This window comes from Elizabethkingia bruuniana, assembly GCF_002024805.1.
Lineage (GTDB): Bacteria > Bacteroidota > Bacteroidia > Flavobacteriales > Weeksellaceae > Elizabethkingia > Elizabethkingia bruuniana.
Window position 1 is genome coordinate 2,776,870 of sequence record NZ_CP014337.1, and the last position, 18,235, is coordinate 2,795,104.

Here is an 18,235-nt window from a genome sequence, read left to right on the forward strand (position 1 = left end):
TTTGATTTATAAGATTACATGATATGGAAGATTCAACTAGAAAAAATCATTGGGAAACCGTTTATGAAACCAAAAATCCGGATCAGGTAAGTTGGACACAAGAAGTTCCAAAAACATCACTGGATTTTATACATTCATTCGGGCCAGACAAAACCGCATCCATAATTGATATTGGAGGTGGTGATAGTAATTTAGTCGATTTCCTCCTTCATGAAGGTTATGAAAATATCTCTGTACTGGATATTTCTGCAAAAGCATTGGAAAGAGCAAAAATGCGTCTCGGAAAAGATGCTGAAAAAGTAAAATGGATAGTAAGTGACATCACCAATTTCGCTCCTGAAATCCATTATGATATCTGGCACGACAGGGCTACTTTTCATTTTCTGACAACCCCGGAACAGATTGCAAAATATATAAGCATCGCTGAGCGTTATGTTACCGGCTATATGATTATCGGAACATTTTCTGTAAACGGACCCACCAAATGAAGCGGGTTAGAAATTAAACAATATGATGAAGAATCTTTGTCTCTAAAACTGGAAGATAAATTTGATAAACTAAACTGTATGACCGAAAACCATACAACTCCTTTCAACACATCGCAGAACTTTATATTCTGTAGTTTTAAAAAACGAACAAATTAATAATCAATTTTTTATCCGGCTGCTACATCATCCAGGTGTTTTATGTACAAAGAGGGTGAGACAGAAACTTCCTTTTTGAATACAGTTGCAAATTTATTCGGAGAGGAAAAACCCGCTTCTTCTGCTAATGTGGCCACTTTATACTTTCTGTAATGTGGTATTTTTTCAAGCTTAAACACTATATACTTTATCCGTAATTCATTGATATAGTTATTAAAGTCTTTTTTCTTGTAGGTATTGATGATATAAGAAATATACCGGGTATTCGCTCCACAATAAGTTGCCAGATAAGAAAGCGAGATATTTTTCTTTGTAAATAATGTAGAGTTTTCGAACTCCCGCAGACGCAATAGTAATTTCTGTTCTGTAGCATGCGTCATTATTATTCCTGTTTCGCTATCATCTGTTTCAGCAGTCTTCAACTCCGATATACTGACTGTTACAGCAGAGTCGTTATGAATTTCCTTTGGCTTATTCTTTTCGGAAATTTTCATTTTCAAAACGCGGTTAAATCTGGTAAATGTCGTTTTAAAATTTTCCCTGTACTGGGTAAAGTAGATTATATTGATCATTAAGACCAAACATATCACTATAATAATCCAGTTTTTAACATGATTTTTCTGCTGAAGGATATTATTTTTTTTATCCATTTTTTGGTAGAAATCATTGATAAACATACTGGATCTGTTTGTAAGAAGGTCTGTTACCGAATCTCTTTTCTCTTGTATTACTGCAAGTCCTTCTACATCCTGCACAATAGTATAATACCGGTGAAAAGTATCATATACTTCATTCTTTAGCTGAAGACAATTTGATTTATTGGCTATTGCCGAAGCCAATTCCACATATTTTTTAGCCTGCTTCAGGTTATCTTTATTCAGATACACCCTTGCCAGTCCATTGCATATAAAACCTTTAATGCAATAATCCGGCATACTCTTCGCCAAATTCCGAGCTTTCCGATAATGCCGGAGTGAAGTATCCAACTCATTCAGATGATAGTAATTCAGCCCTAAAATTTGTTCGTTACTAGCCTCCGAGAAATCATCATGATACCCTGATGTGTTGAAGAATTGCTGTGATTTCAGTACACTCTCTATCGATTTTCTGTAATCTTTTTTTTCAATTTGATAATAAGCAATTTCCTGCCACATCAAGCCATTTATGGAACCTGTAACATTTTTATTATGTATTATTTTACTGGTATTAAAAGCTTTATCCATATATTTTTGGGAATGGCTATAGAGCTTTAGAATGCGATACTGGGTTGCCAGAAAAATGTAAACCTGAGCTTTCCATTCAATCAGATTTGTCTGTTCTATAGTTTCTTCAGCCTTCAGAGCATATTCTATACATTTACCAATATCTCCGGACCGGTGGTAAAGGAGAGCAGAAAGCATAAGACTCTTCGTCTTTAACAATGGTGTTTCTGCTTTTACATACAAAGAATCTGCTGCCTTCAATGCTTTCAGGAAGTCATTCTGTGACGTCATCAGAATTGTTTTATCATATACAATCGTACTGCCATTTTTATTTTGGGCATATGATAAAACTATTAAGAAATAGAAAACTGCTAAAACAACCTTCCTCATATTTAGTCAATTAGCATTTAAATTTAATTTCAGACGAATAAGAATTTATTATTAATAAAATAACAATACTCATTACCTTATAGGACAGCACTCCATATAGATGAGAAAATTGAAAAATATATTATTACTAAATCGAAAATTGTGGAAATATTAATACACTACACATTTTTAATCTGTATATGAATATATATAGTATAACTGAGAATCCCTGCCTACTATAGATCCGCAACAATAAATCTAGGAATTATAATATTCAAAAAAATAATTCATTTATAATTAAAATTACAAAATATTAAAAATTTCAGTATAAAAACAGAATTATTTTCACCTGATTATTCTAAAAATAAAATTTGTAAAAGAATAGATGCCCACCTTCAGTAATCGAATAACAATAGTTTTCGGATACTGATTATTTTCCAGCGATATTCATACCAACAATTGCAAAAACGGGACAACCTGATAAAATTCTGGTTGCCCGCTAAAACTGTCACCCAGTTTATAAACAAATGATGATGAAATTATTAATTGATATATTAATTGTGTTTTTATGTATTAGGCACAGATAAACGTCTTACACAGCGTACAGAGCGCCCTTCGGTTTTTGCAGCATTTTTTATTTCCGAATTACTCCAGCCAACCAAAAATGCAAGCCTGAAATATCTGATATAATAGAAATTTGCATTGGAAGTACTCGCCGCTGTACTGGTTCCGTAATAAGCAGAACCTGCACCCAACAAACCTGCTACCAATCCTACGGGAGAGTCACTAATAGAAGAACCTAGAAATCCAGGTGTTGTGCGATAGCCATACAAAGGAATAAAAAGATTCTGAGATTTTTCCGGATAGGAAGTATTGACACTATTCCCGGCATCCAGATTCCAAACAGCACTATAAACAGCACCTACCAGCAGACCATAGTTTTCATTCTTCTGATCAGGATCTCCGAGCAAGCTATACTCATCACTTGTCGGCATACGCCATGTATTTTCAGGATAAATTTTGGAACACGGATCTACGTTATCAGAAGAAGAACCTGTAGGAGTTGCTGACATCCAGTTCCAATAATCTAAATCTTTATCAGGATCCGAATATTCATTGTTAACTTTCAATCTGTATTGATCGGACTGAGAGGTATTGTACGTAAGATTAGTACGTGCCCATAACAACCCCTTCACTTTTACTCCGGATTCTATCAACTGAGCGTTAATGTTATATCTGCTTGATAAAACTGGTGTAAATGCCACATTACTATAGGGTACAATACTATTGGTAAAACTTCTGGTAGTGTTATTATCCATTGTAATATCCAACTGTCCCAGCCTTAGTCTAAGATTATTAGCGGGCACAAATGTACCGCTTACCGTATAAAAAGTTGCCGTTTTAGTTGCACCAGCTGCACCTCCGGCTCCGGCTTTGTTTATCATATTAGCTGCAGTAACAGCCGGAACATCTTGTAAGTTGGAATACTGAGCAGTAAACAAATTAAGGTCTCCTATTTTTATAATCCCGGCAAAATTATTTCCTGTTCCTGTTCCTACTTCCAGAGTGGATGTATTGTTGATGCTACCAAACATTCCTCTGGTGTCTAAGTTTACATCTATACGGGAAGTATAATGCTTGAACACTATATTCAGATTATTTTGCCCGTATTGGGTACTTACAACTCCCTGATTGTATAAGATATCTTTATTAGCAAGTGTACTTCCGGATACCATTCCCGTCGATGTATTTACCGTAGGAGATATCGTAGAATTAGTAGAAATAATATACCATTTGTACAGCTTACCTCCATCTACCTGGATACTCGGAGCCGTTCCGGCTGTCCCGTCTACATCTTTTACAAGAGCATTGCTTACCGCATCATAAACTAACAAACGGTATTTAATGCCGTTTTGCATTGGTGTATTGGCTGCGAGTACACGTGCACCAGAAGAAAAGGATGATGCAGTGGCTGCTAATACAGAATTTCCAGAAGCTGTTTGTCCTTCAGCTCTTGTGATAACATCAAAGCCTCCAACAGATATTATTTCATTTTTAGCCAAAGCTGTCATCGGAGAAAAGCCTCCTGTTCTATTATTTACAGAAGCAGCGGCAATATTGGCAACACTAGCCTCTTCTGCAATCCCTTCAATATTAAAAGTTAAAACTGTGCCCTCTGCAGGCTTAGGTACAGGGTTCACAGGACTTTCGTCTCTGGACGAACATGAGATAAAAAGAGTTGTTATGATACTTAATACTGTTAGTCTGTTTATCTTGTTCAGGATATAAATATTTTTCATATTATTCGGTGTTTGTTTGTGGATTGTAATAATTGTTGACTTCATCACTACAAAAGCATGTTTCTGTAATATATTTTAAAGATCAAAATTCTTATCACCTACATTCCCGTTGTCGTTCCAGTCATCGATCTGAGGTGTACCAGGCGATGCTGCATCTCCCGGATTTAATGTTGCAGAGCTTGCTGCAATTCCGGCTTCCATTTCAATATAAATTACTTTCAATTCAGGGTAGACATAGCAAGCTTTCTCACCGATTGTAGTTGTTTCATTTTTTAAAGTGTTTTTTCTCATTCAGATTTGGTTTGATTCATTAAATTCTGTTGTCTGTTTGTAAAAGCAATAGGTGTTTAAAATATATTTTAAGCACTCCGCCTGCATTACAAAACTAGAATGACCAATTCCCTTAAAGAAGTGTTAGTATTACCATAATGCGCAAAACGGTAACAGCATAAAACAATACAAAACCTTGAAAAACAACACGTTAAAAACATAAAAAAAGAACTTCAAAAGCATTACACAGTAATCTTTATAAAATATCATAATTCGGAAAACGAAAAGTTTTAACATATAACACTAAAGATGTAAGGCAGAAATTATTCAGAAATAGGAATAAACTTTATTAACAATATACTTTTGAAAAACCGGAAATTGTTACATCTGTATATAAACTGAAACGCTGGTCTCTGAATCCTGCTAAAATCCTTCATAGTCACGATTAACAAAAGAGTTCTTTTTGTTCCTACACAAGAGTGGATAATTTGTGCTTTTTTAGAAGAAATCACACAAACAGGAATAATAAAAATGTATTTCGCTGATATTCTGAAAATAAATAAATATTTTTGTAGTACTAAGTTTTCCGGATGGAAAGGGATTTCATTTCATTTTTAACGCTACAGGATGCTCTCGAAATATTAAAGCTGCAGGTTATCAACAAAGATATCCTCACTTATGACCTGACCAAACAGGACTACCATCTTGAAGAAAACTCTTTATACAGATCCGATTCCTTTTGTGTGATATTGGTAAAGTCTGGTGTTGTCAGCTATATTTCAAATGGTGAATACCTTACACTTTATGCCGGAGATATACTATTCTCCCCAATACTGGAAACTTTTTCTATTGAGTATCTATCCGATGACTATGTCGCTTCGTATATTCTTTTTACAGAAAAACCCATTACCCAGGCAGGTTTCAATTATCACAATCTGTTAAAAGAACTCAGACAGGGAGATTCGTTAATTATCAACGGTCAACCCGGATTATTTGCACGGATGAAGTTTCATATCGGAGAGATAAGCCGGCTGAACAACAATACACTTCAGGAATACTTTATGGAAGATATGATTTCACATCATTTCTCAATAATCCTGTTCGAATTGTCGAATTACATAAAAAAAGACGGATATTCCAGAAATCTACTGTCCAGAGATGAAGAGATTACAACAAATTTTTTCACACTGGTAAAAGAAAAATACAGATTCGAGCATAGTGTACAGTTTTATGCAGAACAGTTATTTATCACACGGAAATATCTAAGTAAGGTTATAAAAAAAACAATGGACAAAACGCCTAAGGACATTATTAATCAAACAATTATTATAGAGTCTAAGCTTTTGTTAAAAAGAACAAATGCCAATATAAGTGAGGTAGCTGCTCTGGTTGGTTTTAGTGATCAGGCTATGTTTAGTAAGTTTTTCAAAAAACAGTCTGGAAAGTCTCCTTCAGAATACAAAATAGATGATAAAACATTTTAACTTATAATCAGATTATAACCAACACCAAAACAATACTAACACCACACAAACAAATCATTCCGGATAAATTTTAATAAGGCTAAAGCTATCAATAAGCCTTTCTTTTATATTAATTTTCCGTCATTTTCTACTTGTTGACATAAGGTTGTCACAGTCTGTACCTAATTTAGCAACTTAACAAAAACTTCCTATTTATGAAAACATCTTATTTTTCGTCGCTTTTCCATGTTTCTTATTTCACTTGTTCAAAAAGACCAATAATGGTGCTTTTTTGACAGATTTTAAAACAAATCTAAATAACAAATCTTGCCAAACCACTATAAAAACAATTAATTAGAATAATTGATAATATTAATGGGTCATAAAGTTAGGCGTCATTTTGACAAATTTAGTCGATTTTTGCACCTTTTTTTAAGCCTTTTTTAAGTCGAATTTTGCACACGTAAAAAAAACATTATGTATAAGAATTTTATTTTAAAGTCGTCCTTCATCGTTTCTGTGGCTCTTATCCTGAGCAGCTGCAGCAAAGGCGGCGATAACCAAGCATACAACCAACAACCTCCAGAACTTCCAATAGGTATTATTTCTCAACAGGATGTAACTATTCCCCGTGAATATGCTGCATCAATAGAAGGAGTTTCCACAGTGGAAATCCGCCCGCAAGTATCGGGTTACCTTAGCCGGATTTTTGTAGATGAGGGTGATTATGTAAGAGCTGGACAGGCACTATTCAAAATCGAAGACCGTATTTTTCAGGAACAATTGAGAAGTGCACAAGCCACTTTGATCTCTGCGAATGCAACTCTTGCGAATGCCAATATAGAACTAAACCGTAAAAGAGAGCTTGCCAAAAACAATATGGTCTCTCCTATTCAGGTAAAAGAAGCGGAAACCGCCTATAATTCAGCCAGAGGTAGCGTTAGCCAGGCGCAGGCAGCAATAGAGTCTGCGAAGATTAATCTTAACTTCTCTACAATTAAAGCACCTGTAAGCGGATATATCGGACGTTTCAAATACCGTATCGGAAGTTTGTTATCTCCTACCAATGCTGATCCTATTACAATTTTATCAGATATCCATCAGATCTACGCTTATTTCAGTTTAAGTGAAAATGATTTTGTAAACTTCCAGAATCAGTACACAGGAAACTCTATTGAAGAAAAACTAAAAAACACGCCTCCTGTGAATCTTATTATGAGTAACGGCGGACAGTATGAAACTTCAGGTAGAATCAATGCTGTAGAAGGCCAGTTCAACAAAATGACGGGGGCTATTACACTACGTGCTGTATTTGACAACTCAAAAGCAATCCTTAGAAGTGGAAATACAGGAAAAGTACTGTTGGAGCAGAAATATGACAATGCTACATTGCTTCCTGTAGGTTCTACAATGATGATTCAGGATAAAGTATATGTTTTCTCTCTGGATAAGCAGAATAAAGCTATTCAGATTCCGGTGGAAGTAGCGGGTAAAGTCGGAACCAATTACATTGTAACCAGTGGACTTAAAGCAGGAGACCGTTATATTGTAACCGGCTTCGAGAGACTACAACCGGGAACACCTGTTGTTCCGCAAAAAGAGCAAAAGAAAGAACAGAAAAAAGCTCAGTAAATCGTTTTTTAAAAGTCAATTATGCTTAAAAATATTATAAAAAGACCTGTACTAGCCACAGTTATATCCATACTGATGGTAATACTGGGGATAGTGGGAATGCTAAACCTTCCCATTACCAAATTTCCGGAGATCGCACCGCCAACCGTAATGGTTACAGCGGTATATCCGGGAGCTAATGCCGAAACCATCGCGCGTTCGGTAGCGCCACCAATCGAAAATGCCATTAACGGTGTGGAAAATATGGATTATATTACTTCCACAGCCAGTAATGATGGTACGCTTTCCATTACCGTAATCTTTAAACTGGGAACTAACCCCGATCAGGCAGCTGTGAATGTGCAAAACCGCGTAGCTCAGGTAACCAATCAGCTGCCTGTAGAAGTTGTACGTGCCGGAATTACTACGATCAAACGTCAGAACAGTATGATTTCCATGTTATCGTTAACCAGCAAAGATGGAAAAGTAGATGAATTATTCCTGGAAAACTATGCCAAGATTAACATTATCCCTGAACTAAAAAGGGTAAAAGGAGTTGGTGATGCAATGGTTTGGGGTAACAAAGACTACTCTATGCGTGTATGGCTAGATCCTGAAAAACTAAATTCATATGGACTTGCACCTATAGATATTTCCAATGCCATCCAGTCTCAGAATATTGAAGCTGCTCCGGGAAAATTCGGAGAAAACAGTAACGAGGCTATGGAGTATGTTATGCGCTATAAAGGTAAATATACCGAGCCTGAGCAATATGAGAATATTATTATTAAAGCTCAGAACGATGGTTCTATCCTTAGATTAAAAGACGTTGCTAAAGTAGAATTCGGGGCTTACAGCTATGGCAGTGCTTCTAAATTTGATAAAAAAGCAGGGCCTATGATGGCTGTATTCCAGATGGCTGGTTCCAACGCCAATGAGGTGCAGATCGCCATCAATGAGAAGATGAAACAATTGGAAAAATCTTTCCCTCCGGGAGTAGAATACCGTATTCCGTACGCTACAAAAGAATCGTTGGATCAATCCATCAGTCAGGTAATCTCTACACTTATCGAGGCTTTTATCCTTGTATTTATTGTAGTATATATCTTCCTTCAGGATTTCCGTTCAACATTGATTCCGGCAATTGCCGTTCCGGTATCCATTATTGGTACATTCTTCTTTATGAACCTCTTTGGATTCTCTATTAACATTCTTACTCTATTTGCCCTTGTATTGGCAATTGGTATTGTTGTGGATGATGCCATTGTTGTGGTAGAAGCTGTCCATGCAAAAATGGAACATAGAAAACTAAATGCACGTGCTGCGACAATGTCAGCAATGCATGAAATTTCCGGTGCGATTGTATCGATTACGTTGGTAATGTCTGCCGTTTTCGTTCCGGTAGCCTTTATGAAAGGATCTACAGGTTTGTTCTATCAGCAGTTTGCTTTAACGCTTGCCATTGCAATTATTATCTCTGCAATCAATGCATTAACGTTAAGCCCTGCGCTTACCGCTTTATTCCTAAAGCCACATGAAGAAGACCACCATGAGAAAAAGAACTTTAAAGACCGTTTCTTTGCAGGATTCAATGCTGCATTCAACGCTATAACAAACCGTTACGGAAAAGCCATTATTCTCCTGATTAAGAAAAGATGGATAGCCTTTGCTATTATGGCTATATTCGGTGGGATATTTGTATGGATGTCCATGACAACACCAAAAGGGTTTATTCCGGATGAAGACCAGAACTTCTTAGCAATTACCGTAAATCTTCCGCCGGGTGCTTCGAAAGCAAGAACAATTGAAGTCATAAAAACTGCCGAGCATTATTTAGCAGGACATCCAGCTGTAGAAAATGTAATGACAGTAGATGGATTCAACATGTTTAGTTCCACCTCATCGGCTTCAGCAGGAGCAATCTGGATTAAACTGAAACACCTTAAAGACCGTGGAGATGTAAGAAAAATAGATGATGTTATCGGACAATTCCAGGCAAAACTTTCAGAAGACAAACGTGCTAATTTCCTTGTACTGAATATGCCTACGGTAGATGGTTTCGGTAATACGAGTGGTATGGAGCTTGTACTTCAGGACCGTACAAATGGCGAACTTCAGAAACTGGGACAGGTTTCCTATGAAATGATGGGCGCCCTGATGCAGAGACCAGAAATTGCTGTGGCCTTCACCACTTTTGATGTATCGTTCCCTCAGTTCGAACTATTGGTAGACGAAGCTAAAGCAGCGCAGCTTGGTGTAAGCCTTGCCGATGTTATGGGTGTTATGCAGGGATATTACGGAAGTATCCAGTCATCTGATTTTAACAGATTCGGAAAATACTACAGAGTACAGATACAATCTGCATTCGATGCCAGAAAAGATCAAAGATCACTGGATGGTGTTTTTGTAAAAAATAATACAGGCGGGATGGTACCAATTAACACATTGGTAACCCTGAAACCTACAACCGGTGCTGAAATCGTAGACCGTTTCAATCTTTTCAATGCGTCCAACCTAACGGTAATGGCGAAACCGGGATACAGCACAGGCCAGGCGATGAAGGCGGTAGAAGAAGTAAGTGAAAAACTACTTCCACAAGGATATACCTACGATTACAAAGGAATGAGCCGTGAGGAATCTCAGTCAGGGTCTCAATCTACACTAATCTTTGGATTATGTATTGTCTTTGTTTACTTCCTGTTATCTGCACAGTACGACAGTTACATCCTTCCGTTCTCCGTATTATTGGCTATTCCGGTTGGTTTATCCGGGGTATTTATCGGGATTACATTTGCCGATATATCCAATAACATCTATGTACAGATTGCTATGGTCATGCTTATTGGTCTCCTCGCGAAAAATGGTATTCTTATCGTGGAATTTGCAATACAGAGAAGAAGAGTTGGAAAAAGTCTTGTTGCAGTAGCCGTAGAAGGTGCCAAAGCCAGATTAAGACCAATTTTAATGACCTCTATCGCCTTTATTGCAGGACTTACACCACTACTTTTTGTAGTAGGCCCATCAGCATTAGGAAACCACTCTATCGGATACGCCGCCATCTTCGGGATGTTATTCGGAACTGTATTAGGAGTATTTATTACACCTGTTCTGTTTGTTATTTTCCAATACCTGCATGAGCGTGTCAGCGGGAAGCAAATTTCAGAAGCAGACTGGGAGTATAATTAAAATTTAGAAAAAATGAATTCAAAAAGAATCATCCATATAACAGCAGGTATAGCTCTGGTATCCGGCTTAGTCACTTCTTGCAAGGTTCAGCAGAAGTATGAACAACCTAAACTTACGGTACCGGAAAGCTATGGTAGTCAGCAAGCCAATATCGAGGACTTTCAGAATATTGCAAAAATCAGCTACAGGGACTTTTATAAGGATCCTGTACTGGTTGCACTGATCGACAAAGCCTTGGCCGGAAATAATGATCTGCAGGTAGCGCTAAAACAAATAGAACTGGCATCCCTAGGATTCCAGCAGTCTAAATGGGGAAATATTCCTAAAATAAGCCTGAATATTGCAAATGCCAGCATTAACAGACCATCGGACAACAGTATCAATGGTATTAGTGCAAGTCAGTTTTTAGGTAAAAGATATACCGAAGATTATACAACTGCTGTATCTCTTTCCTGGGAAGCGGATATCTGGGGGAAAATTAAAAATACTAAAGAGGAAGCTCTGGCTAACTATTTACAAACTCAGGAAGCAGCAAAAGCTGTAAAAACAAGATTGGTTGCAGAAGTAGCACAGGGTTATTATAATCTTCTGATGCTGGACAAGCAACTGGAGATTACAAAATCTAATCTGGCATTAAGTGATAAAACCTTAGCACTGATAAAAAAGCAATTTGAAGTTGGTATTGGGACTGCACTTGCAGTTCAGCAACAAGAAACCAACCAGGATCAGATCAGAAAAAGCATTCCAGTAATCGAGAGTGCAATAAGCACTCAGGAACATGCATTGAATATTCTGACAGGCTCATTTCCTTCCAAGGTGGAACGCAATGTTAGTCTGGATTCAACAGAAGCTCCAGCTGGTTTATCCACGGGGGTTCCTTCAGAATTATTGAGTTACCGTCCGGATATTAAAACACAGGAACTTAATTTCAGACGAAGTGTAGCTTCTATCAATATTGCAAAAGCTAATATGTATCCTGTACTTAATATTACAGCACAAGGTGGTCTTAATGCTTTTAAGGCAAGTGACTGGTTTAGCATCCCCGGATCTTTGTTCGGGATGGCTGCCGGATCATTAATGCAGCCACTATTACAAGGGAAGCAACTAAAAACTCAGTATGAGCAGTCAAAAATTTCTTCCCAACAGGCAGAATTACAATTCAAGCAAAGCGTAATTCAGGCTGTGGGCGAAGTATCGGATGTTTTAGTTCAGGCTGATAAATTAAAAGAGCAACGTTCTATCGCGGAAGCATTGGTAAAAAGATCGAATGAAACGGTAAAAAATGCGGAAACCTTATTTAAATATAGTGAAGCATCTTACCTTGAAATGTTAGTAGCACAAACCAATAAGCTTCAGGCCGAGCTGGATCTGGCCAATATAAAAACCCAGCAACTTAATGCTACCACCTCCCTATATCGTGCTCTGGGAGGCGGATGGCAATAATAAATAATAGCTTATATTTTCTGTTTTTATTTCTAATGACCACTCCGGGACTTGTTCCGGAGTGGTTTTTGTTTTTATAAACTGCGTATTCCTCCCCCTTGTTAATTCCGTATATTTGGCTTTCAATTTTAAGAAATGAAAAAGCTGGCAATCATAGGCTACGGCTGGCTGGGCAAACGTCTGGCTGATTATTTTTCTGATAACTATACAATATATACTGTCAACAGAAGTGATCATTCTGAAAGCAATTATATTCATTTCACTATTGACTTTGATTCTGACGAAGAATATCAAACCAATTCGGATATTAATAACTCAGATGTCATTATTATATGCCTCCCTTTTTCACAACGAACCGAACTGGAAATATTAATCCGTCGTTTCAATAATATAGAGAAGTATATTGGCCTGTATAAAGGTTCTGTTTTTTTAACTAGCTCAACCGGAGTTTATCCACAGGAGAAAAAGCTTATTGATGAAACAACTTATCCAGATTCCGAACTTAGTTCTAACATGGTATATGTTGAGAACATGATTAAAAAAAGTTTTCCACAAGTTAACATTCTGCGACTGGGAGGGTTAATGGGAGATAACAGACAGCTTAAAAATTATAAAATATCAAATCCGGAACAGGCTGTTAATCACATTCATTATTATGATATCTGCAGGATTATTGAAACTATAATTAATAATAATATATCCTCCGAAATATTTAATATTGTAGCACCTCAGCATCCTACAAAAGCAGAAGTAATCGGTATTCAGAACAAGCAGGTAAACAAACATATATCCAAAACAACACAACAGCGGATTATCAGTTCTGACAAAAGTGAAAAACTGCTGAGCTTCATCTATGAGAAACCAGATCCAAGATTGTTTTAAGATGCATACAATGAATGAAGAACTCCGCAAACTGGAAAATACACTATTAAAAAACATTGATTTTGAAATATCAGCTATAACTCAGGATACCGAATGTGAAGAATATTTTGGTTATAACTTTCGGCTGCAGCAATTGAATATAAAATACAGAAAGGCAAAAGTAACTCCCAAAAAGAACGGGCTGTTTGTAACTTTATGGAAAAGAAATATTAAGGGACAGACAGAACCATTTAATCATAACGACCCTTTCAATTTCTATATTATCGCAGCAGAACACAGTGAGAAGTCCGGTTATTTTATTTTCCCAAAATTATTGCTGACTGAAAAACAAATTCTGACATCTGATTCCGGAGAAGGGAAACGAGGATTTAGAATATATCCTGCATGGGATATTTCACTAAACAAACAGGCTGAAAAAACTCAGCAATGGCAATCAGAATACTTTATTGATATGGCTTTACCTGAAGATCTGATCACAGAAAAGCTGACTGCGATCTTCAGATCTTCATAACCGGAATTTTCATCATTTCTGGCTTTGGCATAAATTTGGGTAACTTTATGAGGTAATTTTATTAAACAAACAATCATTTATAACCCTAAAATATCTACTATGAATCGTATTGCAAGTATTATCGGTATCGGAGCTTTGTTATTGGCAAGCAGCTGTAACTCTCCAAAACAGACTATGACAGACACAACGTCTTCGACGGAAAAAACATCTTCTGACCAGAAAAATGTTAAAATTGAATTCACAGGAACAGATACATTTAACATTAAAAATGCAAAGCTTAAAATAAGTTTATACGGAATTTCTGCTAATCTTGCAGATGCTCCGGCTACACTGATTACCGAAAAAGAAATTGAACAAAAGACAGTTCCATTCACAATAGACCTTCCGGTTCCTGCTAATGCATCAAGTCTTATTAAACCTGCTGTAAAAGAAGGAGAACCTGTAAAATATTATGTAACAATAAACTGGGACTCCGATGGTAACGGAAAAGAAGAAAAAGGTGATATCGTTATCGACTACGATAAGAAATTCCCTAACATCACCATTGATGAGACTACACAACAAGTATATCTGAAAGTTTCCAAGTAAGAAACTTATCCACATAAAAAACGCCTGAGAACTCAGGCGTTTTTTTTATTTATATGTTACAGTAAACCTAAAAATAGTATTGTCTATATCCGGGCTTAAGGGTAATTTTATATTTACAAATCAGAAAAATATATGGAACAACAGCCGGACAATACAGCTATAAGAGTTGCACTATGGAGAGCATTTCATACACAGGCAGATGCTGAACCTCATATTCTTGAAGATACTGTAGGACTTGAGCTTATTGCTCCTGAAGAGGGATGGCAGGAGCGACCTGATATAAAATATACACAGCGGCTCCGTGCTTCTGTTGTAGCACGTTCTCGTTACATTGAAGATATAATCACAACTGAAATCCCAAAAGGAACGGATCAATATGTTATTTTAGGTTCCGGTCTCGATACATTTGCTCAGCGAAATCCGGATACAGCCTCTAAAATTCAGATTTTCGAAATAGATCAGCCAGGCACTCTTACATGGAAACAAAAGAGACTCTCTGAAACAGGATTTCATATTCCGGAAAATTTACATTTTGTTCCGGTAAACTTTGAGAAATCATCATGGTGGGAACAACTACTGAAAGCCGGCTTCAATATTCACAAACCTGCTGTTATTGTCTGTACCGGAGTTACACTATACCTTACCAAATCAGCCATTAAAGAAACTTTGCAGCACATGGTGAGCCTTGCAGCAGGATCTGTCGTTGCCATCAGCTTCTATTTACCTGTTAAACTACTGGAAAAGGAAGATCAGCCTATGCAGGAAATGGCCAATAAAGGGGCTCAGCAATCAGGTACTCCTTTTATCAGCTTTTTTTCTCCGGAAGAAGTAATAGCAAAAGAATCTGGCCTTAACAATACCGATCTGGTCTCCACAGAGGACATAAAAGATCTGTATTTTAAGAACCGAACCGATGGATTATCTCCGGCAAGTGGTGAGTTTTTTTTATTAGCCAGAATATAAAATTAAATAAAATGAGTATCAGAGATATCAATAATACGGAGCATTATAACTGGGGAGGAGTCTGTGACGGATGGCATCTATTAAAAACCGACTCATTAAGTATTATTCAGGAAAAAATGCCGCCGAATACAGAGGAAACATTCCATTACCATACTAAAGCACAACAGTTCTTTTATATTTTAAAAGGAACTGCTACTTTTGAAACTGAAAAAGGAACTTTCACCGTCCATGAAAGACAAGGATTTCATATTGAACCGGAATTAAAACATCATATTATGAACAAATCATCTGAAGACTTAGAGTTCCTGGTAATTTCCGAGCCTAAGTCTCACGGAGATCGGGTTAATTTATAAGATCTTGCAATGAAACAGCTTTTACAAAAAGTGAATTAAAATTTGTCGTGGATAAATAAATATCTCTAAATTTGCATTATACAAAAAGAGGAAATGGTGTTCTTCCTTACCCAACCGCTTCTGAGGAGCTGATGACGCCTGATTAAATTAAATGTCAAACATTTTATCAGGTACATTATGTCAATAAAAAAACAAAAATCAGCCAGCAAAAAATTCAGCTTGTCTATACAGGTATTTTTCAGACGCTACCCTTCCACCCTTTATATTTTCAGATGGCTGCTTATTACCCTTTTTATAGGTACTTTAATAGGATCTGCTTCAGCATTCTTTTTACAGACACTGGACTGGGCTACTAATTTCAGAGAAAATCATTTGTGGTTAATCGCCTTGCTGCCAATAGGCGGTTTCCTTATAGGATTGCTTTATTACTATTTAGGAAAGGATATAGAAGCCGGAAACAATCTGTTAATAGACACTATTCATGATCCTAAACAGATCATACCATTTCGAATGGCTCCATTCGTATATATAGGAACCATGGCAACTCATTTTTTTGGAGGTTCTGCCGGCCGAGAAGGTACAGCATTGCAAATGGCTGGCGCTATCGCCGATCAGTTTAGCAAACCTTTCAGACTAAATGCCAGTGAACGTGCAATTTTAATCATTGCTGCTGTTGCAGCCGGATTTGGTTCAGTCTTCGGAACTCCTTTAGCAGGTGCATTATTCGGACTGGAAGTCTTCCTGATTGGCAGAATAAGATATAATGCAATTTTTCCGGCGTTTGCAGCTTCTATTATAGCCGACCTTGTAACTAAAATGTGGCAGACACATCATACCCATTATCATATTAGTTTTATTCCGGATATCTCCTTTCTGAATATTCTCTATGCTATCATTGCAGGAATATTCTTTGGATTATGTGCTTCCGCTTTTAGCAAGATTATACACTGGGCCGGAAGGATATTCAAATCCAAAATATCTTATCCTCCATTAAGACCTTTTGTTGGAGGTATTATTGTTGCCTCAGCAGTTTGGGCTATAGGCACTACCAAATATATAGGATTAGGAATCCCGACTATTGTCGCTTCTTTTGATCAGCAATTGCCGGCCTATGATTTTGCACTGAAAATGATCTTCACCATCGTCACTTTATCTGCAGGATTTAAAGGCGGCGAAGTAACACCCTTGTTTTTTATTGGTGCTACATTAGGAAATGCTTTAAGCTATTTTATTCCGCTTCCACCAGGGCTTCTGGCCGGAATGGGATTTGTAGCGGTATTTGCCGGAGCAACCAACACTCCTATTGCCTGTATGATTATGGCTATTGAACTCTTTGGAAGTGAATGTGGTGTTTATGTTGCTATCGCTTGTGTCGTTGCTTATTTATTATCTGGAAACAACAGTATCTATGGTAAGCAAATGATAGGTGATGCCAAACATCCCAGATTCATGAACCTTCAGGGAAAAAGGCTAAATGATCTTTAAAGTACGAAGTTAGAGGTTAGATATGAGATGTAAGATGTAAGGTATAAGATTTATATATTAAAGTCCTATATCCCCAAGTACTATTCACTATTCACTATTCACTATTCACTATTCATCACTTATAATTAATTCCGCAAGTTTCGGGTTTCATTGTAGTATATTAGTGCCAATCTTTGCATCAGAATTATAAATAAAATGTCATGCAAAGATTCAAAGATAAATTTGCTCTGATTACAGGAGGAACCAATGGAATGGGCTATGCTACCGCACAACAATTTATAGCAGAAGGCGGATTTGCTATTGTCACAGGCAGAACTAATGCTTCGGTACATAAAGCCGTAAGCCGGCTGGGCGGAAGAGCTTTCGGGATAGTATCCAATGCCGGAGATATGCAGGATATTTTCCAGCTACAGAAAAATGTAAAGCAATATACCAACAATATCGATTTGCTTTTTGTAAATGCAGGTTACGGGCAGTTTGCCTCTGTGGAAGATGCCAATGAAGCACATTTTGATGAGCTTTTCAATATGCTTGTAAAAGGGACTTTCTTTACCGCTCAACAGATTCTCCCTTTAATGAAACCTGGTAGTTCTGTAGTTCTTAACACTTCTTTTGTCACCGAAACCGGAACATCTTATTTCTCTGTCTATTCTGCTGCCAAAGCAGCTGTACAATCATTTATAAAAACCTTTGCCGCTGAATTTACAGAAAAAGGTATCCGCGTAAACGGTATTAGTCCCGGACATATTAAAACCAATATTTTCAACAATACAGGACTAAATCAGGAGCAAATTGATGAAGCTGTAGAGAATCTTATTCCTACAATTCCGTTCAGAAGACAGGGTGAGCCGTCCGAAATAGCTAATGCTGTACTTTTTTTGGCTTCACAGGAAGCCTCTTATATCCATGGAACAGAATTAGCGGTTGATGCTGGAATTTCGGTCATCAGGCACTAAGCGATAGCA

14 protein-coding genes, 1 pseudogene and 1 riboswitch are annotated in these 18,235 nt (G+C 37.1%); of the genes and pseudogenes, 12 read left to right on the forward strand and 3 right to left on the reverse strand.

Translation table 11 applies throughout. The features are described from left to right. The first annotated feature begins 23 nt into the window (after positions 1–23). Positions 24–644, forward strand: a pseudogene (locus tag AYC65_RS12885) (class I SAM-dependent methyltransferase). An 11-nt stretch (positions 645–655) separates the two neighbouring features. On the opposite strand, the gene AYC65_RS12890 reads toward AYC65_RS12885, so the two are convergent. From AYC65_RS12890 to AYC65_RS12900, 3 genes are all read right to left on the reverse strand, one after another. Continuing rightward, positions 656–2,236 carry a helix-turn-helix domain-containing protein gene (locus AYC65_RS12890; protein ID WP_034866717.1) on the reverse strand — a complete coding sequence of 527 codons (1,581 nt, stop codon included), beginning with the start codon at positions 2,234–2,236 and terminating at the stop codon, positions 656–658. 545 nt (positions 2,237–2,781) lie between these two features. Next, entirely contained in the window at positions 2,782–4,515 is a 1,734-nt protein-coding gene (locus AYC65_RS12895; RefSeq protein WP_034866892.1) for a fibrobacter succinogenes major paralogous domain-containing protein, read from the reverse strand. A 75-nt stretch (positions 4,516–4,590) separates the two neighbouring features. Then, the gene (locus tag AYC65_RS12900) at positions 4,591–4,806 is read right to left on the reverse strand and encodes a hypothetical protein (protein WP_052114597.1); all 216 of its coding nucleotides are present in this window, start codon (positions 4,804–4,806) and stop codon (positions 4,591–4,593) included. Between the two features lie 569 nt (positions 4,807–5,375). Here AYC65_RS12900 and AYC65_RS12905 point away from each other — a divergent pair. From AYC65_RS12905 to AYC65_RS12955, 11 genes are all read left to right on the forward strand, one after another. Beyond that, positions 5,376–6,269, forward strand: a complete 894-nt coding sequence (locus tag AYC65_RS12905) for a helix-turn-helix domain-containing protein (protein ID WP_034866714.1) — start codon at positions 5,376–5,378, stop codon at positions 6,267–6,269. Positions 6,270–6,725: 456 nt separating this feature from the next. After that, the gene (locus tag AYC65_RS12910) at positions 6,726–7,880 is read left to right on the forward strand and encodes an efflux RND transporter periplasmic adaptor subunit (protein WP_059333903.1); all 1,155 of its coding nucleotides are present in this window, start codon (positions 6,726–6,728) and stop codon (positions 7,878–7,880) included. A gap of 21 nt (positions 7,881–7,901) precedes the next feature. Further along, positions 7,902–11,045: an efflux RND transporter permease subunit gene (locus AYC65_RS12915; protein WP_034868149.1), complete on the forward strand. Its 3,144-nt coding sequence runs from the start codon at positions 7,902–7,904 to the stop codon at positions 11,043–11,045. 12 nt (positions 11,046–11,057) lie between these two features. Further along, entirely contained in the window at positions 11,058–12,488 is a 1,431-nt protein-coding gene (locus AYC65_RS12920) for a TolC family protein (RefSeq protein ID WP_034868148.1), read from the forward strand. Between the two features lie 135 nt (positions 12,489–12,623). Further along, positions 12,624–13,370, forward strand: a complete 747-nt coding sequence (locus AYC65_RS12925; RefSeq protein WP_034868147.1) for a Rossmann-fold NAD(P)-binding domain-containing protein — start codon at positions 12,624–12,626, stop codon at positions 13,368–13,370. 10 nt (positions 13,371–13,380) lie between these two features. Next, positions 13,381–13,881 carry a MepB family protein gene (locus AYC65_RS12930; RefSeq protein WP_034868165.1) on the forward strand — a complete coding sequence of 167 codons (501 nt, stop codon included), beginning with the start codon at positions 13,381–13,383 and terminating at the stop codon, positions 13,879–13,881. A gap of 99 nt (positions 13,882–13,980) precedes the next feature. Beyond that, positions 13,981–14,469: a hypothetical protein gene (locus tag AYC65_RS12935; protein ID WP_034868146.1), complete on the forward strand. Its 489-nt coding sequence runs from the start codon at positions 13,981–13,983 to the stop codon at positions 14,467–14,469. 132 nt (positions 14,470–14,601) lie between these two features. Then, complete coding sequence (locus AYC65_RS12940) at positions 14,602–15,432, forward strand: class I SAM-dependent methyltransferase (protein WP_034868144.1); 831 nt, start codon at positions 14,602–14,604, stop codon at positions 15,430–15,432. Positions 15,433–15,443: 11 nt separating this feature from the next. Beyond that, positions 15,444–15,785, forward strand: a complete 342-nt coding sequence (locus AYC65_RS12945) for a cupin domain-containing protein (RefSeq protein WP_052114638.1) — start codon at positions 15,444–15,446, stop codon at positions 15,783–15,785. 80 nt (positions 15,786–15,865) lie between these two features. After that, positions 15,866–15,933, forward strand: a riboswitch (Fluoride riboswitch). A 29-nt stretch (positions 15,934–15,962) separates the two neighbouring features. Beyond that, entirely contained in the window at positions 15,963–17,270 is a 1,308-nt protein-coding gene (locus tag AYC65_RS12950) for a voltage-gated chloride channel family protein (protein ID WP_034868141.1), read from the forward strand. Between the two features lie 200 nt (positions 17,271–17,470). After that, positions 17,471–18,226 carry an SDR family oxidoreductase gene (locus tag AYC65_RS12955; RefSeq protein ID WP_034868139.1) on the forward strand — a complete coding sequence of 252 codons (756 nt, stop codon included), beginning with the start codon at positions 17,471–17,473 and terminating at the stop codon, positions 18,224–18,226. Positions 18,227–18,235 lie beyond the last annotated feature (9 nt).

Bases quoted from the DNA above. Each gene is read 5' to 3' on its own strand.
- AYC65_RS12955 (WP_034868139.1), top strand. From the start codon at position 17,471: ATGCAAAGATTCAAAGATAAATTTGCTCTGATTACAGGAGGAACCAAT.
- AYC65_RS12945 (WP_052114638.1), top strand. From the start codon at position 15,444: ATGAGTATCAGAGATATCAATAATACGGAGCATTATAACTGGGGAGGA.
- AYC65_RS12915 (WP_034868149.1), top strand. From the start codon at position 7,902: ATGCTTAAAAATATTATAAAAAGACCTGTACTAGCCACAGTTATATCC.
- AYC65_RS12920 (WP_034868148.1), top strand. From the start codon at position 11,058: ATGAATTCAAAAAGAATCATCCATATAACAGCAGGTATAGCTCTGGTA.
- AYC65_RS12930 (WP_034868165.1), top strand. From the start codon at position 13,381: ATGAATGAAGAACTCCGCAAACTGGAAAATACACTATTAAAAAACATT.
- AYC65_RS12895 (WP_034866892.1), bottom strand. From the start codon at position 4,515: ATGAAAAATATTTATATCCTGAACAAGATAAACAGACTAACAGTATTA.
- AYC65_RS12950 (WP_034868141.1), top strand. From the start codon at position 15,963: ATGTCAATAAAAAAACAAAAATCAGCCAGCAAAAAATTCAGCTTGTCT.
- AYC65_RS12925 (WP_034868147.1), top strand. From the start codon at position 12,624: ATGAAAAAGCTGGCAATCATAGGCTACGGCTGGCTGGGCAAACGTCTG.
- AYC65_RS12935 (WP_034868146.1), top strand. From the start codon at position 13,981: ATGAATCGTATTGCAAGTATTATCGGTATCGGAGCTTTGTTATTGGCA.
- AYC65_RS12940 (WP_034868144.1), top strand. From the start codon at position 14,602: ATGGAACAACAGCCGGACAATACAGCTATAAGAGTTGCACTATGGAGA.
- AYC65_RS12890 (WP_034866717.1), bottom strand. From the start codon at position 2,236: ATGAGGAAGGTTGTTTTAGCAGTTTTCTATTTCTTAATAGTTTTATCA.
- AYC65_RS12910 (WP_059333903.1), top strand. From the start codon at position 6,726: ATGTATAAGAATTTTATTTTAAAGTCGTCCTTCATCGTTTCTGTGGCT.
- AYC65_RS12905 (WP_034866714.1), top strand. From the start codon at position 5,376: ATGGAAAGGGATTTCATTTCATTTTTAACGCTACAGGATGCTCTCGAA.
- AYC65_RS12900 (WP_052114597.1), bottom strand. From the start codon at position 4,806: ATGAGAAAAAACACTTTAAAAAATGAAACAACTACAATCGGTGAGAAA.